The organism is Spiribacter salilacus, from assembly GCF_009649225.1.
Lineage (GTDB): Bacteria > Pseudomonadota > Gammaproteobacteria > Nitrococcales > Nitrococcaceae > Spiribacter > Spiribacter salilacus.
The window spans coordinates 280,517-301,856 of the sequence record NZ_WJPP01000001.1 but is presented as its reverse complement, the minus strand read 5'-3'; the positions used below and the strand labels follow the sequence as shown (position 1 = coordinate 301,856).

Genomic DNA, 21,340 nt, shown 5'->3' with positions numbered 1-21,340 from the left:
GCCCAAGACTCGGTTAATAAAGTGATATGAAATAGGATGCCGGGTAATACCGAGAACAGGAACCCGGATACCGGGTATATTTTTGTGATGTCGCTACCAGTTATTCATCATCCTGATTACACTTTTGATCTGCCGCAGCAGCATCCCTTTCCGATGCAAAAATTTGCGGTGCTGCGCGAGCATTTGCTGCGGTTTAATAACCATCTCCAGTGGCATGAGCCTGAAGAAATCAGCTTCGAGCAGCTTGCTCAAGTGCACTCTTCAAGTTATTTGCAGGCCTTGTTCGAGGGCGCGCTGACACGTGATGCGCAACGCCGCAGCGGTTTCCCATGGTCACCAGCGCTTGTGCGCCGCGTTCGGCTAGAGACGGCGGGTACATTGCTGGCGGCGCGAGTCGCGCTTGCTAAGGGCTTAGCTTTGAATTCGGCGGGTGGTACACACCATGCGCATGCCGATTTTGCTAGTGGGTATTGTTTGATTAATGATCTGGCTGTAACCGCAACGACGCTGCTTAATGAGGGATCGGTTAAGCGGGTCTTGATTATTGATTTGGATGTGCACCAAGGGGATGGGACAGCCCGAATCTTTGCTGATGAACCGCGTGTATTTACCTTATCTGTGCATGCAGCCCGTAATTTTCCGGCTAATAAGGCAGTTAGCGATTGCGATATTGCGCTTGAAAGTGGTGCGGATGACGCTACCTACCTTGAAACGCTGTCTGCTGTGGTTCCTCCACTAATTTCCCGCGTATCCCCAGATTTGGTGATTTACGATGCCGGCGTAGATGTCCATGCCGATGATCGGCTGGGGCATTTTCGGTTAACGGATTCGGGTGTCTTTGCGCGTGATCAATGGGTGCTACAAACCGTTCGCCAAGCAGGAATCCCGCTGGTGGGGGTAATTGGCGGCGGCTACGATCGGAATGTTGAACAGTTAGCGGCGCGACATGCCTTTTTTTTTGAGGCAGCCCTTACGCTTGGTAAAGCCAGCTGATCAACACGGAAATCGTAATCACACCCAGTGCCGTAGAAAAAAAGATGGCCGTTGAAATAGCCTCAGGCCGACGCTGATAACGCTGTGCGAGCACATAGACGTTAGCAGCGATCGGGAGCGCCGCCTGCAGCACGGCAACGGCTGCCCACACTGGCGGTAGATCGAATACCCACAGGGCCAGCAAAGCAACCAGCGCGGGGTGGATAAACAGCTTCATCATGAGCAGGTAGGCCGTCTCTCCAGCACCTTCACGAATTGGCCGGCCCGCAAGCGTTGCACCCAATGCAAAGAGCGCGCAGGGGCCGGCAGCATTAGCCAGAAGATTGCCATAATTTAAAACTGGCGCCGGCAAAGAGAATCCAAGCAGGTTAAGCGCTACCCCAATCAGGCCGGCGGTAACAATGGGGTTACGAATGATTCCGCTGAGAATCTGCCCAATGAAAGCTAAGCCTTTACGCCCGCCACCCAAGTCAGCTTCAACAAGTGCGGTGGCTAGTCCAAGCATGATGATGGTGTCACCCATCACAATAAGCACCGCCGGGAGCGCGGCCTCGCTGCCGTAAAGCAGGATAGTTAAAGGGAGGCCAATAAAGCCAACATTTGAGAAAACGGTGCCTAGGCCCTGGATAGATGCATCGGCTAACCGTAGTTTAAAGGCCCGAATGCCAATCCAAACGGCAATGCCAAACACCACCATGCTCGGTAGGTAGTAGCTCACCATAAATGCGCCGACTGCGCCGGTTGGGGTGGGGGCTTCGAGTGTTTTAATCAGCAAAAGGGCCGGGAGCGCAAAGTAAAAAACGAAAGCATTTAAGCCCGACACCGTAGTCGTGCCGAGCAGCCCCCCGCGTGCAGCTAAAAAGCCTGTAAAAATGAGCGCAAAAAAGGGCAGCGCGAGGTTAATAACGGCTTGCATGCGCGTGGATTTTACAGGCTCAACGGTGAGGTTGCGACTTGTGCCTTTCAGGCACCGACATCGTGCATAAATGTCACTTGTTTTGTGAATGGTGCGGCGCCACAATCGCCGCACTTTCAGACACTCACACGAATAAGCGGAGGCATCGGTGCAAGAGCAGTTTTTTCAGGTCAGCGACGCCCTAAATTGGCAGGTTGATAACCAAATAGAGCATTTGGAGCGGTTTATTCGTGCTTACGGTGCGGGTGGGCGTATGGATGCAGAGTTGGCTGAGCTGGGTCTGTCGGTAGAGCAATCGTTCCACCGCAACTGCTTGCGCGATGCGCTATTGAGTTTTATTGAACGACTGGGCAGCCAAGGCCCCTTTTCGCATTATTTGCACCGCGAAATGCGCGCAGCCATGGCGCCGCCTCCGAGTCCCATGCCTACACAGCCGGTTGCTCCAAAAAGGCCTTTCATGGGCCGCTGGTGGCCGCGGCGCACTCGCGCAAGCGTTAGCGGAGTGGCATCCTAGTGGGATGAAGCAAATTGGTGTACTGCTCTGCGACGATCTCCATGAGGCATTAGTGCCGCAATGGGAAACTTACTTTAGGCTTTTCGAACGCCTGCTTGATGATCCTGAGGAAGGGTTGAGCACACGGGGCTTTCGGGTTCATGCCGGTGAGTGGCCTGAAGATCCGCTTGAGATGGATGGCTGGATGGTTACCGGGTCGCGGGCTAGCGTGCATGAGGCACCTGAGTGGGTGGTTCGCCTTATGGATTTTGTGTCTCAGATCGATGCTGCCATGCAGCCGCTTGTAGGCGTGTGTTTTGGTCATCAGCTCATTCATGCGGCGCTCGGTGGTAAAACAGCACGTGCTGAAACGGGCTGGCAGCTGGGCAGTTATCCGGTGAGCTGTGAGGCACCGTTCGCAGGGCTGCAAGCCGGAGAGCCATTGCAGCTTTTAGCGGTTCATCAAGATCAAGTGGTAGAGCCTGCTCCTGGGTTTACGTGCCTGGCAAGCAGCGCCAAAGTGCCATGGTATGCCAGCACGCGAAACAAGGTCTTAACGATTCAAGGGCATCCCGAGTTTGATCGTGAATTCTTTATCGATCTGATGGAGCAGGTGCGACCGAAAGCGGGTGATGCGCTTGTTGACCAAGCCATTGCGGGGTTACCAAACACTGATCATTCTCTAGCGGTCAGAAAGGCCATTCGGCAGTGGCTTTGCGGCTAAGCCGATAAGCGCCGCATCTGTGGGTAAAACCTGCCAGATTGGTATTTCAGCCAAATAGCGTTCAAATCGTCCTTTAGCAATAAATCGGGCATAAAAACGCGCAGGGTCAAATAGCGACCCCAGCGCTGGAATGAGCCCACCGCCCAAATACACGCCACCGCGCGCGCCCAGCGCGAGGGCTAAGTCGCCAGCTACTGACCCAAGTGCCGCGTTAAACAGATCAAAGGTTTCCGTTGCCTGCGGGTTTCCGTCTGCAGCGGCAGTTGAAATCACCTCTGGGCTATCGCTAATTGGCTCTATGCCATCAAGCGCACAGATACTGGCGTAAACGGTGGCAATACCAATGCCGGATGCCACGCGCTCGGCACTGCAATGACCATATTGATGGTGAATATGTGCAACTATTTCAGATTCGCGGTGTGTGGTTGGCGCAAAGCTCATATGCCCGCCCTCACAGGCCAGCGCTTGCCATTGTTGGTTCCAAGGGATAAGCGCTGCACTCCCCAATCCGGTACCTGGGCCCATGACTAATCGGGGTGCGTCTGTAACTAAAGCGCCGGCGTATAGGGCTTGGCATTGGTTAGCGTTTAAATGGGGAATGGCCAGCGCTTGGGCGACCCAGTCGTTCACTAGCTCAAGTTTTTCCAAACCTAACGCGGCTTGGGTTTCTGAAATAGAAAATGACCACCCCACATTGGTAAGTGAGACTTGATCCGTGAGTAATGGACTGGCTACAGCGCAGATCGCCTCATCTGGATAAGAGCCCGACCATTCATTAAGCGCCACGCGTAAGGGAGTCACTAAATCATGGAAATCAGCCGTGACAAAGCTCCATTGTGCAAGGGGCTCGGTGCAGGGCGGGTAGACCACCGCAATGCGGGTGTGGGTTCCACCAATATCGGCAATCAGCCGTGTTTTTTTAGGGTGACCAGTAGACATGTACGGGTACCTGTCGTTGGTTGAGCAACCCAAGAACGGGGTAAGTCATTTCATCTTCCGACTCAATCGCGGCCTGCAGCGTTTGCCATTTTTCTTGCCCGGTAACATGCAGGCCGATCCAACGACTATGCAGTAATGTGGCGAGGGTCAGCGTAAGCCGCTCATGTGGCACAGAGGGCGCGGTGGTGGTGGCGCAGCGGGCTTCTGTTTGCGGGTCGAGTAATTTCTGCAACCCCTGGGCGCCAGGGAAAAGAGAAGCAATATGTCCATCGGTTCCCATACCGAGCATGACCGCGTCATAGGGCCTTGGCAACATCCCTAAGGCAGCACTGCACACGGCTTCGTCGGCACGCTCATCAACACCTTGTCGATGAAGCGGATAAAAATGGGCGGCCGCGGCATTACCGACCAATAATTCCTCCCGCACGAGACGCGCATTACTGTGCGGGCTATCGGGTGGGCAACGTCGCTCATCGGTCAGGCTGATATACACCTGATCCCAGGGTAGATCTAGCGCGCGGAGTGCATGAAAGACGGCGACCGGCGTGCGCCCACCTGGCAGTAACAGGCTTGCTCGCCCTCGGGCTTTGACTGAAAACCGAATAATGTTGCCAATTCGCTCAGTAACGGCGTCTACAGTTTGTGCGGGATCTGAGAAACACAATGCCGATTCAAGGGTGTTTCTGGCATGCATCACGATTCCTCTTGCCAGCTTGCATCGTCGCGGCCAAGCAGGGCGCTGGAAGCGGCGGGGCCCCAAGTGCCAGCTGTGTAGGGCTTGGGCGCATCTCCGGCTTCTTCCCACGCTGCAATAATCGGGTCGATCCACTGCCAGGCTGCATAAAGCTCGTCGCGACGCATAAACAATGTGAGCCGTCCGCGTAAAACATCCATGAGTAATCGCTCATAGGCGTCTTCCTGTGCATCACGGAAGGTTTCAGAGAAGTCCAAATTAAGGGATACCGGGCGCAGGCGCATTCGATCCCCAGGCGTTTTGGCCATTAAATGGAGGCGGACGCCCTCATCGGGTTGTAATCGAATCACCAGACGATTTGGATGCCCGGCCCCGTAGGTGACATGAAAGATCGAATGCGGAACATCATGAAAGTTGATGACGATTTCCGCACTACGCTCCTGCAGCCGCTTGCCGGTTCGCAGATAAAATGGCACGCCTGCCCATCGCCAATTGGCTACTTCGGCTCGTAACGCAAGGAATGTTTCTGTCTGACTGCTCGGTGCAACGCCTTCTTCGTCCTGATAACCCACAACGGGTTTGCCTTCGATAGCGCCGGCACGGTACTGGCCGCGCACTGTATGACGCAACGCCTGCTGACCTTCCAGCGGGCGCAGGGCACGGAGTACCTTGAGTTTTTCATCGCGAACAGCATCGGCTTCGATACTGGTTGGCGGTTCCATGGCGATAATGCACAGCAACTGAAGTAGGTGGTTTTGCACCATGTCGCGCAGTGCACCGGTGCGATCATAAAATGCCGCCCGGCCATCAACACCAATTTGCTCGGCCACGGTGATTTGTACATCCTTTATCCAATCACGGCGCCACAGCGGCTCAAAGAGCATGTTGCCAAACCGCAGAGCAATCAGGTTTTGCACGGCTTCTTTGCCTAAGTAATGATCGATTCGATAAATCGCATCCTCAGCAAAAATTGCGCCAATGCGTTCGCTGATTTCTTGGGCAGAAGCAAGATTTTGCCCCAGAGGCTTTTCTAAGACGACACGAGCGTTTGGGGTGACAAGGCCCGCCTGATTAAGTTGCTCGCATAGAGGAACAAAATGCCCTGGCGCCACCGCCAAATAAAAGACGCGGGTACGCTTGGCGGTGGCTGTTGGGGAGCCATTGTTGAGTGTTTTTCCCAGTGCAACAAAGCTATCAGGGTCTTCAGCGTCAACGGGCACAAAATCGATACGACTGGAGAATCGTTGCCACTCCTCAGGCTCGAGTTTTGCAATTCGCCGATGCTCACTAAAGCGGGTATGAATACGTTCAAGAAACTCATCGCGGCTCTGTGGTGTTCGCCCCGTTGCAATAATGCGGCCCTCGGCAGGTAATTGGCCCGCGCGGTCACGCAAAAACAAGGCAGGCAACAGTTTGCGCATGGCAAGGTCGCCCGTCGCACCGAAAAGGATAAGATCGAAGGGATCTGGCGCAGACACGATGTGATTTTTCTCCCGAGCATCTGACGATGAATGATAAAAAAGGTAACGTTAGCGTATCAGACAGACAATAGGAGAGCTTTATGGTTGCGTCTCATCAGGTGGTGGAAGAAGTTACAGCGCGGATTATTGCGCGCAGTCATCACCAGCGACGCGCGTATTTGGAGCGACTTTCCGCTGCAGCGGAGGAGGGCCCGCACCGCGGCACGCTTTCGTGCACAAATCTGGCGCATGCGTTTGCGGCCTCTGGTGCCGATAAGCCACTCATTAAGGGCCTGCAGAAACCCAATATCGCTATCGTTTCGGCTTATAACGACATGCTATCTGCGCATCAGCCCCTTGAGCGCTTCCCTATGCTGTTAAAACACGCGGTACGTGATGCCGGCGGTACGGCGCAATTTGCCGGTGGTGTTCCGGCTATGTGTGACGGCGTCACGCAAGGGCAGCCGGGCATGGAGTTGTCATTATTCAGTCGGGATGTGATTGCCATGGCCACTGCGGTGGCGTTGTCCCACAATGCCTTTGACGGCGTTTTTTGTTTAGGGGTTTGCGACAAGATTGTGCCCGGGTTGCTGATTGGCGCCCTTCATTTTGGTCATCTGCCTTGTATCTTTGTGCCCGCGGGGCCAATGACATCGGGGATGCCTAATCCTGAAAAAGCGAGGATCCGCGGTTTGTTTGCGGAAGGGAAAATTGATCGCGCGGCTCTGCTGGAGGCCGAGTCTCAGTCGTATCATGGCCCAGGCACTTGTACTTTTTATGGCACCGCCAATAGCAATCAGATGTTGATGGAGGTAATGGGCCTGCATCTTCCAGGCGCGGCCTTTATTAATCCCAACACACCGCTGCGCGATGCAATGACCATCGCCGCAGGCCAGCGGATTGTTAATATTTCGGCTCAGGGCGAGCACTTTACGCCCGTGGGGCGCGTGATTGATGAGCGGGCGCTGGTTAACGGTATCGTGGGTCTACTGGCGACGGGCGGCTCTACGAACCACACCATCCATTTGATTGCGATTGCCCAAGCGGCTGGTATTACACTGAACTGGCAGGATTTTTCGGATCTTTCGGCCGTTGTGCCTCTCCTTGCAAGGATTTATCCCAATGGCGAGGCAGACGTTAACCATTTCCATGCAGCCGGCGGAATGGGGCTTTTGGTGCGTGAGCTATTATCAGCAGGCCTTTTACATGAGGATGTTCTGACTGTGGCGGGCCATGGGTTGGCAGCTTATGCCCAAGAACCCATATTGGCGGAAGGCGGTGTGGCGTGGCGCGAAGCCCCGCTGGCTTCCGGCGATCAGGCAGTGCTTCGTTCTGTAAAGGAACCCTTTTCGGAAGACGGAGGGTTACGCATTCTGGAGGGCAATTTGGGCCGTGCAGTCATTAAGGTCTCTGCCGTTGATCCGGTTCATCGTGTTGTAGAGGCGCCAGCGCGGGTGTTTACGGATCAACAATCGGTGCTGGCCGCGTTTCGGGCTAACGAACTTACGGGCGATTTTGTTTGTGTGGTTCGCGGACAAGGTCCCCGAGCAAACGGGATGCCCGAGTTGCATAAGTTAAGCCCAGAGCTCGGTGTACTGCAGGCACGCGGGCAAAAAGTGGCACTCGTTACCGATGGGCGTATGTCTGGCGCCTCAGGAAAAGTGCCAGCGGCAATTCACGTGAGCCCAGAGTGGGCAAGTGATGGGGCAATTGGACGCATCCGTGATGGTGATCTTATTCGGCTGGATGCCGAGCAGGGGGTCCTAAGCGCATTGGTTGCCGAGGAAGAATGGAATAGCAGAGACGCGAGCATGCCTGAAAGTGAGCCACAACATGGCATGGGGCGTGAGTTATTCCAACAATTTCGCGCTGTTACCACCTCAGCAGAAGCAGGAGCGCTGTCTTGGACACCATCGAAAAGTTCTTAAATCAGGTACCGGTTGTGCCGGTACTCTCAATTACAGATCAAAAGGTTGCCGTCCCATTAGCGCAGGCGCTGGTGGCAGGCGGTTTGCCGGTATTGGAAATTACGCTGCGTACCCCCGTTGCGTTAGCGAGCGCCCAGGCCATTGCAAAGGCGGTGCCCGAGGCTATTGTCGGCGTTGGAACCTGCGTTAAGCCCAATCAGGTGCAAGCGGCAGCTGATGTTGGCGCGCAATTTATCGTTACCCCGGGAACAACAGATCGGCTAATGGCCGCTGCGCATGCGGCACGCATGCCCTTACTGCCGGGAGTGAGCACTGCCTCGGAGATTATTCGCGCACAGGAGGGTGGTTATACGGTTTTGAAGTTCTTTCCGGCGCAGGCAGCAGGGGGTCTGAATGCGCTCAAAGCATTTGCTGGGCCATTTCCTGATGTGCTTTTTTGTCCAACCGGGTGGATCAGCCGGGATAATGCGAGCGAATATCTGAAACAAAACAATGTTATTTGTGTTGGTGGTAGTTGGTTTTCGCCGGCAGAGTCTGTGCATGCCTGCGATTGGCAGGCTATTCAGCGGCTTGCAGAGGCGGCCTCGACGCTAAAGTAAATTTGCTAGTTTAAAATGTACCAAAGCAGTCCTGATTAAGTTATACTTTGGCCCATGATTCGGCTTAACCGTGAAACAGATTACGGATTCGGCATCCTTACGCTGATGGCAAAGGCGCCAGAGGAGCGGTTCAACGCGGCCTATCTGGCTGAAAAGCGAGGGTTGCCCCAGCCGGTCGTCAGCAAAATCCTCAAGCAACTGACCCGCTCGGGTGTGTTGGTATCTTACCGAGGCGCAAAAGGCGGGTATGGGCTGGCACGGGCGCCGGAGCAGCTAACCGTTGCTGCCTTAATTATGGCGCTTGAAGGGCCAATTGCGCTGACGGATTGTATTGAAGAAGGGCGCTCGGCGTGCCAATACGGTGCCCAGTGCACGGTTAGTGGTGTTTGGAATCACATTAACGATGTGGTGTCGAAGGCACTATCGGAAATTACGTTGGCTGAGATGGCCGCTGCCGAAAGCGGTGCCATGAATGCCTCAATTCAGACCTTGGAATATACGGGAGTGCGCCATGTCCGCGAGCACTGAAACCATCGAACGATTTACCCAGCAAGGGTATGACGCAGGCTTTTTTACTGATATCGAGCAGGATCGCGCCGAACCGGGTTTGAGCGAAGATACGATTCGGTTTATCTCGGCCAAGAAAAATGAGCCAGAATGGCTACTCGAGTGGCGTTTGGAAGCCTATCGGAATTGGCTCAACATGCCAGAGCCCGATTGGCAGTATGTCCATTACGATCCGATCGATTTTCAGGCAATTTGCTACTACGCCGCGCCAAAGCGCGATGAAGATCGTCCGCAGAGCTTAGATGATATCGACCCAGAGATTCGTGAAACCTACGAAAAGCTCGGCATTCCATTACACGAGCAAGAAATGCTGGCAGGCGTTGCGGTAGACGCAGTATTTGATTCGGTGTCGGTCGCAACGTCATACAAAGAAAAGCTCGCCGAGCAGGGCGTGATCTTTTGCTCAATGTCTGAGGCGGTGCACGATCACCCAGAGCTGGTGCGGAAGTACTTGGGCACGGTCGTGCCTCCCGGCGATAATTTTTTCGCCGCGCTCAATTCCGCAGTCTTTACTGATGGGTCGTTTGTGTTTATCCCTAAAGGGGTACGCTGTCCGATGGAACTGTCAACGTATTTCCGTATTAACGCGGCCAATACGGGGCAGTTTGAGCGCACGTTGATTATTGCTGAAGACAGCAGTTATGTGTCGTATTTAGAAGGCTGTACCGCGCCCATGCGTGATGAAAATCAGCTGCATGCGGCGGTTGTAGAGCTTGTTGCACTTGATGATGCTGAGATCAAGTACTCCACGGTCCAGAACTGGTATCCCGGTAATAAGGAAGGCAAAGGCGGTATCTATAACTTTGTCACTAAGCGTGGAGTTTGTGCGGGAGACCGCTCCAAAATCTCTTGGACACAGGTCGAAACAGGCTCTGCGATTACTTGGAAGTATCCAAGTGTGGTGATGCGTGGTGATGATTCGGTCGGCGAGTTCTACAGTGTTGCGGTCAGTCGCATGCGTCAGCAGGCTGATACGGGTACCAAGATGATTCACCTGGGTAAAAATACCCGCAGTACGATTGTGTCGAAGGGCATTTCCGCGGGCCAAGGCCAGCAGGTTTATCGTGGGCTGGTGCGGATTGCGCCGACTGCCGAAAATGCACGCAATTACTCGCAGTGTGACTCGATGCTAATGGGCTCAGAGTGTGGGGCGCATACGTTCCCTTATCTGGATGTCAATAACAGCACCGCACAACTCGAGCATGAGGCAACAACCTCTAAGATTGGTGAAGATCAATTGCTGTATTGCATGTCGCGCGGGATTTCTCAGGAAGATGCCATTTCGCTGATCGTGAATGGCTTTTGTAAAGAGGTCTTCCGCGAGTTGCCCATGGAGTTTGCCGTAGAGGCGCAGAAACTCTTAGAAATTACATTAGAAGATTCTGTCGGTTAAGGCAGGCAGCTTATTTATTATTATTTGGAATCGGGAGTCAGAAATGGCACTGCTTGAAATTCGTAATTTGCATGTCAGCGTTGAGGGCACAGAGGTGCTGAAAGGCGTTGATCTCACCTTAGACTCTGGCAAAGTGCATGCCATCATGGGGCCTAACGGTGGCGGCAAGAGTACGCTCGCTAAAGTCTTAGTGGGTGATGAAGCCTATGAGATCACCGAAGGTGAGATCCTTTATGAGGGTGAGGACATCTTAGAGCTGCCGCCAGAAGAGCGCGCACGCATGGGCATCTTTTTGGGTTTTCAATACCCGGTTGAAATTCCTGGCGTTTCTAACACCTACTTCTTGAAGGCGGCGGTCAATGCAATCCGCAAGCATCACGGGCAGGATGAGATGGACGCCATGGACTTTTTGCAGCTTGTTAAGGAAAGAGCCAAGCGGGTGAAGCTTGATGAAAGCCTGCTTCAACGCCCGGTCAACGATGGCTTTTCTGGCGGTGAGAAAAAGCGCAATGAAATCTTCCACATGTCGGTGCTAGAGCCGAAGCTATGCATTCTTGATGAAACCGATTCTGGGTTGGATATCGATGCACTGCGAATCGTCTCAGACGGTGTGAACGCAATGCGTAGTGAAGAGCGCGGATTTTTGGTGATCACTCATTACCAGCGTCTGTTGGATTACATTGTGCCAGACGTTGTGCATGTCTTTGTTGATGGGCGAATCGTTAAGACGGGCGATAAAGAGCTTGCCAAGCAACTCGAAGTCGATGGTTACGCGGCGTTCGAAGAAGCCGCGGCCTAAGACCTAAAGGAGTTATTGATGGAAGCAGTTGCGCAGAAAACGAGCGTTTACTTCGAAGAGTTCAACGCGCGTCAGCATACGCTTGGTACTTGGTGTGAAGCCCTTCAGCGGCGCGGCATTGAGGCGTTTGAACAGCGAGGTTTTCCGGGGCCACGCGAAGAGGCATGGCGGAAAACCAATTTAAAGCCGGTAACAGACGCACACTTCCCGTTAGCGGAAGGCAAGGGTGCCGCACCACAAGGTTTAGTCGCTCGACTCGGCGAGGTTGGAGATTGCTATCGGCTCACGTTTGTTGATGGGCGGTTCGTGGCTGATCTTTCCGATTTGGCGGGGCTCCCCAGTGGCCTAACAGTCACACCATTTAGCGAATACAACGAACAGGCGCCAGAGCGACTGGTATCGGCGCTGGGCAGTCGGGCCAATGTCGAGAGTCATCCGTTTGTCGCTTTAAATACGGCGTTTTTCGTTGATGGGGCTTATGTGCATGTTGCGCGAAGTGCTCGCATCGAAAAACCGGTGGCGATTACACATATTATTACCGCAGATGCGGATGGGCGTGCGGTTTATCCGCGCCTAGTGGTCGAAGCTGAGGAAGATGCTGAGGTGCGGATTATCGAGCGTTTTATCGGTGACGATGAGACGACAACATTGGTATGCCCAGTCAGTGAGCTGTCAGCCGCCGCAAATACTATCCTCGACTACAGTCGTTTGCAGGAAGACGGCAGCAACATCATCAATATCGGCACTGCAAACCTTGCCTCACAGCGTGACACATCTTTGCGTGGGGCTTTTGTGGCCGATGGAGCAAAGCTGGCCCGGCTAGATTTGATTGCAGATCTAGAGGGTGAAGGTGGCGAGATCGATTGCAACGGTATCTATTTAACGGATGGCCGACAGTTCTCCGATTTCCATACCTGGTTTAATCATCGGGTGCCTAACTGCTACAGCCGGCAGCGTTTTAAAGGAATTCTGCAGGGTCGTTCAGAAACGGTGTTTGATGGGTTGGTTAAAGTTTTTGAGTGCGCGCAAAAAACTGACGCGGTTCAAGAGAATCGTAACCTCGTGTTAGGCAAGCGGGCTTTTGCCCATTCAAATCCGCGGCTAGAGATCTTTGCCGATGATGTGAAGTGCACGCATGGCTCGACGGTGGGCGAGCTTGATGAAGAGGCCTTATTTTACCTTCGCACTCGCGGTATTAGCGTTGAAAGCGCAACGGGTATGTTAACGCTGGCATTTGCTGGGGAGATCGTTGATATGTTCCGTGTGCCGGCGGTGCGAGATCACGTTCGTGATGTGCTGATGCATCGTCTCGGTGTTGCCGATATTAACGTTGGAGCAATTCTTTGAGTGTGATGGCTAATAACGTGGCGCACCGTATTCGAGATGATTTCCCGATTCTTGGTAAGCCAATGAATGGTCACCGGCTTGCGTTTTTAGATAGCGCAGCAAGTGCACAAAAACCGCAGGTGGTTATTGATGCCGAGCGGGAATGTTATGAGAGCTATTACGCGAATATTCATCGTGGCGTTTATTCGCTCTCTCAGCAATCTACCCAAGCCTATGAGGCTGTTCGTGGGGTGGTGAAACGCTTTATTAACGCGCCCGACGAGCGTGAGATTGTGTTTGTTCGCGGGGCGACAGAAGCCATTAATTTGGTTGCGCAATCGTTTGTTAGGCCAAAGTTGGGGCCGGGTGATGAGGTGTTAATCACCGGTATGGAGCACCACGCCAATATCGTGCCATGGCAAATGGTAACCGAAGCCACCGGTGCCAAACTGGTGGTGGTGCCGGTGAATGATGACGGCACCCTAGATGTTGCTGCCTACCGGGAGCGGCTGAATGAGCGCACGCGATTTGTTAGCTTTGTTCATGTTTCTAACACGCTCGGTACCGTAAACCCGGCTGAGGAAATGATTGCGCTGGCCAAGGCAAAGTCTATTCCGGTGTTACTTGACGGTGCCCAATCAGCACCGCATATGCCTGTTGATATCCAAGCCCTCGGCGCAGACTTTTATTGTTTTTCAGGCCATAAAACCTATGGGCCTTCTGGTGTTGGTGTGCTTTGGGGGCGGCTCGAATTACTCGAGGCAATGCCACCCTATCAGGGCGGTGGCGATATGATTCGTACCGTGAGCTTTGAGAAAACCGAATATGCCGAACCCCCGCAGCGGTTTGAAGCCGGAACACCAAATATTGCCGGTGTGATTGGCATGGGCGCTGGGTTGGAGTATTTAGAAGGCGTTGGCATGGCTGCGGTGGCAGCCCACGAGCAGACGCTTTTGAGCTATGCCACTGAACAACTTAAGGCACTTCCTGGGTTAAAAATCATTGGTACGGCGCCCCAGAAAACAGGGGTTATTTCGTTTGTGATGGAAGATGCACACCCCCATGATATCGGAACGATTTTAGATATGGACGGGGTTGCTGTTCGCACAGGGCATCATTGCACGCAGCCGCTGATGGCGCGTTTTGGTGTGCCTGCAACCGCCAGAGCATCGTTTGGAGTCTACACCGTGGGAGACGACATTGATGCACTGGTAAGCGGGTTAAAGCGTGTGCGGAAAATGTTTGCGTAACCATGTCTAATCTTCGCGATCTTTATCAGGAAGTTATTCTTGATCACAACAAAAATCCGCGAAACTATGGTGTTTTAGAACCCCACACGCATGCAGCGGATGGGCATAATCCCCTCTGTGGGGATCAGCTTCATGTTCAACTAAATCTGAGTCAGGCTGGAACCATTGAGGCCATTCAATTCACGGGTGATGGTTGTGCGATTTCTAAGGCGTCCGCTTCGATTATGACCGACAGCCTGCAGGGGCTTACGATTGCGGAGGCGCAGGAGTTAATGGCGCAGTTCCAAACGCTGGTTACGGATATGAGCAAGGAGCCTGACCCGAAGCTCGGCAAGCTAGCGGTGTTGGCCGGCGTTCGTGAGTATCCCATGCGTGTTAAATGCGCAACACTGCCTTGGCATACGTTCCATGCGGCAATTCAAGGCGATGTGGAGGTCAGTACCGAATGACTCAGACGATTTATGACGCATGCATCGCCGCGCTTAAGAATGTCTATGACCCCGAACTGCCCGTTGATATCTATGAGCTAGGGCTTATTTATGAAGTGGTTGTGGATGATGAGGGCTTTGTGGATGTCATCATGACATTAACTTCGCCTGCCTGCCCTGTGGCGGGTCAAATGCCCATTTTGGTTAAGGCAGCGGTCGAACAGGTGGAGGGGGTGCAGGGTGCAGAGGTTGAGCTCACCTGGGACCCACCCTGGACCCAAGACAGAATGTCAGAGCGGGCCCGTTTTCAGCTCGGGTTTATGTAAAGCTGCCGGTAGAGCGATGGCCGGATTCGGCATCAAATACAAAACGCTCATTGAGCAAAATACGCTCGCCCTCCATGCCGTCTACCTCAGTAATGGCCACCACTTTTCGACTCCCATCCGGCATGCGACTGAGCTGCACAATCACATCAATGGCGGAGGCAATTTGCTCTTTGATAGCACGTGCTGGCAGATCCATGCCTGCCATTAACGCCATCACCTCTAAACGCGCAAGGGCATCTCTTGGCGTATTCGCATGAGCAGTGGTCAGTGAGCCATCATGCCCGGTATTCATTGCTTGAAGCATATCAAGTGCCTCACCGCCGCGGCATTCGCCGATTAGAATACGATCTGGGCGCATACGTAGGGCGTTTCGTACAAGATCACGAATGGTGATCTCACCGCTGCCTTCAATGTTGGCGGGGCGTGATTCTAAAGTAATGACATGGTCTTGTTGTAGTTTAAGTTCTGCGGAGTCTTCGATGGTAATAATGCGTTCTGAGCGATCGATGCAGGCTGAAAGCGCATTTAGTAAGGTTGTTTTACCCGTGCCTGTTCCACCGCTTATCAGCAGGTTACGGTGATTTTCAATACATGACTTTAAGAAATGGGCCATCTCAGCACTAAGTGCTTGGCTTTGGGTTAGGGCGGTAAGGTCGAGGTGATCGTCTCGAAAGCGACGAATGGTGACAACCGGCCCATTTAAAGATAGGGGTGGTATCACGGCGTTGACGCGCGATCCATCGGGCAGTCGGGCATCAACCAGTGGGGAGCCCTCATCGAGTCGGCGACCTATTGGCGAGATGATTCGATCAAGGACTTGGGTTAGTGAGTGAGCGGAGCTAAACCGAAAAGGAGATAGCTTGATTCGGCCCTCACGTTCAACAAATATCTGGTTATGTCCGTTTACCATGATTTCACTGACTGCGCTGTCCTGCAGTAAAGTTTCTATCGGCCCTAATCCAACCGTTTCGGCCACTACATGGGCAATCAACTCTTCTGCCGATACGCCCTCTGGTAGCCTAATATCGCCATCGTTGATGATTCCCTCGGCAGTCGCTTTTGCCTCGGCTCGCAATTCTTTAGGGCTGAGTGTTTCCAGAACATTCCGTCGATAAAGATCTAGGCTGCGCCCAATTGCCTCCTGTAATTGGCGGCAAAGTTCGGGGTCGGGTGTCGCGTGGTCAATGGGTAAGGGCGATGGTGATGGCGGTGCTTCAACCGCGTCTTCGATAGGGGGAAGTTGGCATTCTAAATGGATTGCCGGTGCGTCTCCCAAACGAATCTCATCACCCACGGCAAGGGGACCGGCATGCCGCACGACCTCACCATTGAGGCGCACCGGATGGCGACCTGCTTTAGCTTCGATAAAAACACCCGCATCACGGACTTCTAAAACGGCGTGGCGGCGCGCTACGGTTGGCTCATCAAGCCAAAGGTCAGCGGATTGGCTGCTGCCCAATTCGTAGCTATCAGTTGGGTTTAATGCAAGCTGGACTGGCACGTTATCGGGCGGCGAGTATCTGAGCTGGTACGCATTCATTATTGGCTGTCCTTTAACAAGGGTAGGGGAGTTGCACGGGCGTTACTTGCATTGGGCATTAAGTCGTTTGTCGGCAAGGCAGTGGGGCTATCATCGGTATCAAGGTACGGGGTCACCATCACCACAAGTTCCGTCTCGTCGTTTTGGAAGCGTGTCGATTTGAAAAGGTGGCCTAGTACGGGCAGTCGACTGAGCCCCGGCACCTGATTCATGACGGTGGAGTTTTTGCTGTCGATTAATCCTGCGATAATTAACGTACGGCCGCTGGGGCCGCGCATGTGTGTGCTGGCGTTGCGCACGGTAAATCCGGGTAGGCCGAGTACGGCAACTGAGTCATCAATATCGCTGACTTCCACCTCAATCTGTGTGCTGATTAAATTCTGGCTGGCTGCTTTTGGGGCAACCTTGAGTAAAATGCCATATTCCTTAAATTCCACCGTGGTCTCGCCATCAACCCCCTGAACAGGAAATGGCACTTCGCCCCCGGCTTTAAATTCGGCACTGGAGCCACTGATCGTTGAGAGCATGGGCTCTGCGATAATGTTGGCATCCCCCGCTTGTCCTAATAGATCGATAAATGCGCTTAAAGATAGGCCAAGGCCTAAAAACCGCGTGGAGGTGCCGATATTCAAGGGTAGTTGGTCATTACCGGGTAACCCCGGAAAATCCCCGCGAAAGAAGTCATTCACGATCAAATCAGATGCATAAGAAAAGCTAATGGCGGGCGATCGTGTATTCCAATCCAGCCCAATCTGTTCAAGTGCTGTTTTGCGTAACTCAACAAAGCGTGCCTCGATGCGTATGGTCGGGGCGGTGTCTGAAGCGCCCAATTCGGTAAAATTAGCAAGGTCTGGATACCCTTCGAGGAGTCGATTGAGTCTTTTTTGGTCATTTGGACTGGCGGCACTACCCGAGAGAAACAGACTGTCATTTATTTCAATTAAGTCTACCCCGGCGATCTCATCAACTAGATAGCGCAAAATGGCGGCATTTGGGTCATTGCCGTCTTTCTTTACGATAAGATCTTTATGTTCGCGTCGTCCGTCTGAAAACCAAAGGCGAAGGTCGGTCATGCCACTGGCGCGGCCAATGAGCAGCACTTCTTCTTGTTCCTCGAGTACGCGAACCTCGGCAAGGGCACCATCACCAAGAGCAACTCGAGTAATCTCTGGGGTCGATAGCAATTGCGTGTGGCCAATAGTGAGTTCGATGGGGTCAGCGGCCGCGGCAAAGGAAAAACCAGCCGAGAGCATGAGGGCTATCCAGTGCCGTTTCATAGGGTACCTCCAATAATTACCTCGATTTCATTGCCGACTGGATTTTCTGCTGAGTCTCCAATTATGGAGGACTCATCGATGAGAAAAGCGGGGGGCGTTTGCGCATCTCCTGGAGCGCGAAGCGCTAGATGAATGTCACCCAGAGTAAGCGCGTGGGTTAGGCGTGCGGCAGAGAGTGGATTGACCGCAACGGTGATGTGCTGGCTGCGCTGTCCAAAGCCATCGTCGGGCACCCCGGCAAGCCGATTGCCAATTGCCAAGATCGTGACCTCTGCAAGCAAAGGGATAGTCATAGGGGTATCACCATCACGCAGGGTGAGCATCAAATCGACGCTGTCCATCGGTTCAATAAGCTCGGTTACCGAGCTACTTGAAGAAACCGGCAAGGTAATGGCGCGTTCTCCTGAATGCAGCCGGGCGGCAAGGCGGCGCTCATCATTGCGCCGAATATGCGCCGGTAGCAGGGTTTCACCGGCCCGCATCGGTCCGCTGATTTCGCTGCCGGCAACCGACGACCATTGGTTGGAAGAATAGGCACCACTATGGAGATAGGTTGCTGGCACGGCGCGAACTGCAATTGTGTCGTTGCCAACGCGTTCGCCTGGTGCAAGGTCACCCGCCGCTACAAGTACCTGGCGTTTTTCGTAATCGCCCTGCAACGCCGCTTCAGCGGCCGTTAAATGTTGTTCTATTTTTTGCTCGGTAAGATAAGCACCTCCGATGCCGGTGGCAACGGCGCCTGCCAGTAATAATGCTCCGCGCTGAAGAGGGCGCATCTGACTCTCCTTGTCGTTTGCTATAGAGGAATGCTGAGCGACCAGAGGAGCCTTTCCTCATGAACGCTTAGCCAATTAATGATCTGTTCAACGCCTTGCCATACCGTGATTAGGCCAGCGGTTATGGCTAGATATTCGGCGCTACTCATCTCTCATAATCGTGAGCGCTAAAGCATCGCTGTCATCCACTGCTTGAACCATGGCCAACGACTCGCCACGCATAAGCATCGCGTCTGCAGTAAACGTGGGTTGATGCTCCCAGCCTTCTTGTTTCAGGTACGCGAGCACCTGACTTCGCGCGGCGGTCATGCCATACGGCGTTGCAAGGTGATAAATCGTCATTCCACCGATACGGGACTGGCTGACCACGGGTAAGCCAGCGAATGACTTGATTGAACTTGTAAGGGGCGCCTCGGCGTCACTCGGTCTCATTAAGCTCAGGCTGACAACGGAGTGCTTCTCTGCATTACTGATTTCTACATAGTCATTATATTCTGGGTGGATTCCAAAAAGGCTTACGTGGTTTTTTGAGCGGAAGGTTTGCGGATCAGATCCATGCCATTTGAGAAATAAGGCCTCAAATTCGTCTACAACCGTGTTAAGGCTTTGCCTTGTGCGATAGCTCATCTGGCAAAACTGAACATCATCCAATTCGACTGCAGTCCACGGCAACACGATTGCCGCATCAGTCGGCGGCGTAAACCGCTCAATGGCTAGATCACAGGTCGCGCTAGCGGCCGGTTTTGCGAGAGTTAGAATGAATGCGAGACTGAGGAATAAAATCGGTCGCGGCAGCATAGCGCCCCTCCTTAAAAATTGGCAAAAAACCGAGTACAAGATGCGCAGGTATGGTGAATGCCCAGACAACGCCGCTATAGCTGATCTGCTCCAAACGCGCTTGATACTCGGCATCGGAATGAGCCACCCAACTATCTGGCGTAAGGCTGGCCGTTGGATTAAAGGTGATGGGTTTGTCCGGCTCTACGGTATCGAGCAGGGCAAGCGCATTCACCGCAGCGGTGTTGATGGGCGCGGTTTCTTGCGGTAACCCGAGCATGTTTCCAGATAACCCAAGCAAGCTGACCCAGTCGGGAATGAACTGTCCGTGCGCAAACGTTCTTACGCCTAAACGGTATTCACTTAATAATTCGCCGTCCGGATTTTTAGTACGCTCTATTTCCGGTGGGTTGTTGTTGTCAATTAATGAAGTGCCGTGGCGTTGCCACAACGGGTTATCTACCGTTCGATCCATGCCTGCCATTCGCGAAATAGATGGATTGCCCAGTGCATCGGCCACCGGCCTGACTGTGGTTTCCCAGCTTGCGGCTCTGGTCAGCTCGATGCTGTCGCGTCGCATTTCCTGCAAGCGACCCAAATAATCCATGGCAACAAACGCGGGCAGAAGCACCATTAGCCCAATCAAGGTCTCGCTCAGGGCACTGCCCTGTTGCCGGTTCATTGGGTAATAACCTCAGATGAGCTAATGAGTCGGGCATTCCAATAGGGGTTGAAGAGCGTGGCTACATCGTCGGCACTAGGGCACGCGCTGCCACCGCAACGGGGTGGGATTTTGTATTCGACAACCGCCAGGCTTAAGTGAGCGTTAGTGCGTTCGTCGTCGGTGGTCACCAGTGCGGGAAAGATAAACTGGGGATAGTCGCCACTGTCGGGATCGATCCTGACATAGCTTGTAATGCCCTCATAAATCCCGGTAAGCGATTGGGCATTCGCTTTCCCTTGTGCCAGGGTCGACCAGCCACCCCAACCAAATGGGAAGCCATCAAACAAGCTCCACTGCAGGCGATCCGATGACTGCCAGTTATCTGCCGGATGCTCGGGCGGGCGCTGGCTGTTGCCCTGTTTTCGAATTTTAACCACATTCACTAAATTGACTTGCCAACCCCGTCGATTACTGTTGCTCAGCCAGCGTTCTAAACGGGGTTCATGACTAATGGTGCGATTAACAATGTCTTGCAGATATGGGTCATTGCGCGGCCTAACTTCAGGGTCAATGTGCTGTAGTAGATCCGCATATAAGTTTATGATCAGGCCGCCGGTAATCGCGCCCCATGGACCCGGCACCGAATTGATCCCGGCCAAAGAATTGACGGAAAAGGCCGAATCATGGCCGGCAACAATTCTTCGTTGCAGTCGTGTGATTTGAGATGGCTCAAGGAGCGACACTGCATCAGCCTGCGCTAGACTTAAGGCGGTGTTATACCCATTGGTGGCTAGAATGTAGCCACGGGCAGCGATCTCTGACGCTTGCACCCCAGCGCTAAAGCTCTTTTTTACTAGGGCAATGGCCGCGCCAACAGTGGCCAGTATCCCGGTTAACTTCAGCAACTTGGCAATGTGGTCCAGGCCCCTGATTGAGTCTTCAACGTAGCGCGCCCAGCTAATGTAGGCCACCACATGCCCAACCGATAGGTGGTTGGCCAGCATTGCACGATTGGTATAGGCCACAAAGTTCAAGCGCCTTGCAGTCCAAACCGCAGCGCTATAGGCGGCGGAGTCGGCTGCATCAGTTACCCGCGATTGATCGGACATTGCCGTTGCAATACGATCCGCCAGCATGAGTGCGGTAAGGCCAATGGCAATTACCGCAAACAGTACTGGCAGGATCTGGCCGGACTCCGGATGCAAATCTCGCATCGTTTAGTTCTGTTCAGTGTAGTTCTGAAGGGTGCCTTCTTCGGAAGATCGTGTCGCGGCGGTTTGAGAATTTGATTCGGCTTGTTGGACTTGCGCGCCGCCATCTTGACCTGCCATCTCTCGAGCCATGGCTGCTGCCTGACTTGAGATGGTGTCGCCAAATGCGGCAAACACACCAATGCCAGCGACCGCGATCAAAGCGGTGATGATGATGTATTCGGACATGCCTTGTCCGCTTTGTTGCCGAGCTTCCATGC

Annotated in this window: 23 protein-coding genes; 12 read left to right on the top strand and 11 right to left on the bottom strand. The window is 53.5% G+C overall.

The window, feature by feature from the left end:
* The first annotated feature begins 87 nt into the window (after positions 1–87).
* Complete coding sequence (locus tag GH984_RS01520; RefSeq protein WP_153718443.1) at positions 88–993, top strand: histone deacetylase family protein; 906 nt, start codon at positions 88–90, stop codon at positions 991–993.
* Here the strand turns inward: GH984_RS01520 and GH984_RS01515 are convergent.
* Positions 971–1,909 carry an AEC family transporter gene (locus GH984_RS01515; RefSeq protein ID WP_153718442.1) on the bottom strand — a complete coding sequence of 313 codons (939 nt, stop codon included), beginning with the start codon at positions 1,907–1,909 and terminating at the stop codon, positions 971–973. The two genes, GH984_RS01520 and GH984_RS01515, sit on opposite strands and share 23 nt — an antisense overlap.
* 148 nt (positions 1,910–2,057) lie before the next feature.
* Between GH984_RS01515 and GH984_RS01510 the strand changes: the two genes are divergently transcribed.
* Both GH984_RS01510 and GH984_RS01505 read left to right on the top strand, forming a co-directional pair.
* The gene (locus GH984_RS01510; RefSeq protein ID WP_153718441.1) at positions 2,058–2,423 is read left to right on the top strand and encodes a hypothetical protein; all 366 of its coding nucleotides are present in this window, start codon (positions 2,058–2,060) and stop codon (positions 2,421–2,423) included.
* 4 nt (positions 2,424–2,427) lie between these two features.
* Entirely contained in the window at positions 2,428–3,126 is a 699-nt protein-coding gene (locus GH984_RS01505) for a type 1 glutamine amidotransferase (protein WP_153718440.1), read from the top strand.
* Here GH984_RS01505 and glk read toward each other — a convergent pair.
* The 3 genes from glk to zwf are packed head-to-tail and all read right to left on the bottom strand — an operon-like array spanning position 3,085 to position 6,237.
* A complete protein-coding gene (gene glk / locus GH984_RS01500) occupies positions 3,085–4,065 on the bottom strand; it encodes a glucokinase (protein WP_153718439.1) in 981 nt (326 codons plus the stop codon). The genes GH984_RS01505 and glk overlap by 42 nt on opposite strands.
* Positions 4,046–4,759 (bottom strand): 6-phosphogluconolactonase, encoded by a 714-nt coding sequence (gene pgl / locus GH984_RS01495; protein ID WP_253939097.1) that lies wholly within the window; start codon positions 4,757–4,759, stop codon positions 4,046–4,048. The genes glk and pgl overlap by 20 nt, the downstream gene beginning before the upstream one ends.
* Entirely contained in the window at positions 4,759–6,237 is a 1,479-nt protein-coding gene (zwf, locus tag GH984_RS01490) for a glucose-6-phosphate dehydrogenase (RefSeq protein WP_369691886.1), read from the bottom strand. The genes pgl and zwf overlap by 1 nt, the downstream gene beginning before the upstream one ends.
* Positions 6,238–6,320: 83 nt before the next feature.
* On the opposite strand from zwf, the gene edd reads away from it, so the two are divergent.
* From edd to GH984_RS01445, 9 genes are read left to right on the top strand one after another with little or no spacing between them, the layout of a single operon-like run.
* On the top strand, positions 6,321–8,147 hold the full coding sequence (gene edd / locus GH984_RS01485) for a phosphogluconate dehydratase (protein ID WP_153718437.1): 1,827 nt from the start codon (positions 6,321–6,323) through the stop codon (positions 8,145–8,147).
* Positions 8,123–8,746, top strand: coding sequence for a bifunctional 4-hydroxy-2-oxoglutarate aldolase/2-dehydro-3-deoxy-phosphogluconate aldolase (eda, locus tag GH984_RS01480; protein ID WP_153718436.1), 624 nt, complete (start codon positions 8,123–8,125; stop codon positions 8,744–8,746). The genes edd and eda overlap by 25 nt, the downstream gene beginning before the upstream one ends.
* A 54-nt stretch (positions 8,747–8,800) precedes the next feature.
* Positions 8,801–9,274 (top strand): SUF system Fe-S cluster assembly regulator, encoded by a 474-nt coding sequence (locus GH984_RS01475; protein ID WP_153718435.1) that lies wholly within the window; start codon positions 8,801–8,803, stop codon positions 9,272–9,274.
* Positions 9,258–10,706, top strand: a complete 1,449-nt coding sequence (sufB, locus tag GH984_RS01470) for a Fe-S cluster assembly protein SufB (protein ID WP_153718434.1) — start codon at positions 9,258–9,260, stop codon at positions 10,704–10,706. Before GH984_RS01475 ends, sufB begins: the two co-directional genes overlap by 17 nt.
* A 43-nt stretch (positions 10,707–10,749) precedes the next feature.
* Positions 10,750–11,505 (top strand): Fe-S cluster assembly ATPase SufC, encoded by a 756-nt coding sequence (gene sufC / locus GH984_RS01465; RefSeq protein WP_153718433.1) that lies wholly within the window; start codon positions 10,750–10,752, stop codon positions 11,503–11,505.
* An 18-nt stretch (positions 11,506–11,523) separates the two neighbouring features.
* A complete protein-coding gene (gene sufD, locus GH984_RS01460; RefSeq protein ID WP_153718432.1) occupies positions 11,524–12,852 on the top strand; it encodes a Fe-S cluster assembly protein SufD in 1,329 nt (442 codons plus the stop codon).
* A gap of 5 nt (positions 12,853–12,857) precedes the next feature.
* The gene (locus GH984_RS01455; RefSeq protein ID WP_153718754.1) at positions 12,858–14,081 is read left to right on the top strand and encodes a cysteine desulfurase; all 1,224 of its coding nucleotides are present in this window, start codon (positions 12,858–12,860) and stop codon (positions 14,079–14,081) included.
* Positions 14,082–14,083: 2 nt separating this feature from the next.
* A complete protein-coding gene (gene sufU, locus GH984_RS01450) occupies positions 14,084–14,530 on the top strand; it encodes a Fe-S cluster assembly sulfur transfer protein SufU (RefSeq protein ID WP_153718431.1) in 447 nt (148 codons plus the stop codon).
* Complete coding sequence (locus GH984_RS01445; protein ID WP_153718430.1) at positions 14,527–14,835, top strand: SUF system Fe-S cluster assembly protein; 309 nt, start codon at positions 14,527–14,529, stop codon at positions 14,833–14,835. The genes sufU and GH984_RS01445 overlap by 4 nt, the downstream gene beginning before the upstream one ends.
* Here GH984_RS01445 and GH984_RS01440 read toward each other — a convergent pair.
* The 7 genes from GH984_RS01440 to GH984_RS01410 form a co-directional block, all read right to left on the bottom strand.
* Positions 14,828–16,375 (bottom strand): TadA family conjugal transfer-associated ATPase, encoded by a 1,548-nt coding sequence (locus GH984_RS01440; RefSeq protein WP_153718429.1) that lies wholly within the window; start codon positions 16,373–16,375, stop codon positions 14,828–14,830. The genes GH984_RS01445 and GH984_RS01440 overlap by 8 nt on opposite strands.
* The gene (locus GH984_RS01435) at positions 16,375–17,652 is read right to left on the bottom strand and encodes a type II and III secretion system protein family protein (RefSeq protein ID WP_153718428.1); all 1,278 of its coding nucleotides are present in this window, start codon (positions 17,650–17,652) and stop codon (positions 16,375–16,377) included. Before GH984_RS01435 ends, GH984_RS01440 begins: the two co-directional genes overlap by 1 nt.
* Entirely contained in the window at positions 17,649–18,428 is a 780-nt protein-coding gene (cpaB, locus tag GH984_RS01430; RefSeq protein ID WP_153718427.1) for a Flp pilus assembly protein CpaB, read from the bottom strand. The genes GH984_RS01435 and cpaB overlap by 4 nt, the downstream gene beginning before the upstream one ends.
* A gap of 141 nt (positions 18,429–18,569) precedes the next feature.
* Entirely contained in the window at positions 18,570–19,055 is a 486-nt protein-coding gene (locus GH984_RS01425; protein WP_153718426.1) for a hypothetical protein, read from the bottom strand.
* A 103-nt stretch (positions 19,056–19,158) separates the two neighbouring features.
* Positions 19,159–19,887, bottom strand: coding sequence for a hypothetical protein (locus GH984_RS01420; protein ID WP_153718425.1), 729 nt, complete (start codon positions 19,885–19,887; stop codon positions 19,159–19,161).
* Entirely contained in the window at positions 19,884–21,083 is a 1,200-nt protein-coding gene (locus GH984_RS01415; RefSeq protein ID WP_153718424.1) for a hypothetical protein, read from the bottom strand. The genes GH984_RS01420 and GH984_RS01415 overlap by 4 nt, the downstream gene beginning before the upstream one ends.
* 3 nt (positions 21,084–21,086) lie before the next feature.
* Positions 21,087–21,338, bottom strand: a complete 252-nt coding sequence (locus GH984_RS01410) for a Flp family type IVb pilin (protein WP_153718423.1) — start codon at positions 21,336–21,338, stop codon at positions 21,087–21,089.
* Positions 21,339–21,340 lie beyond the last annotated feature (2 nt).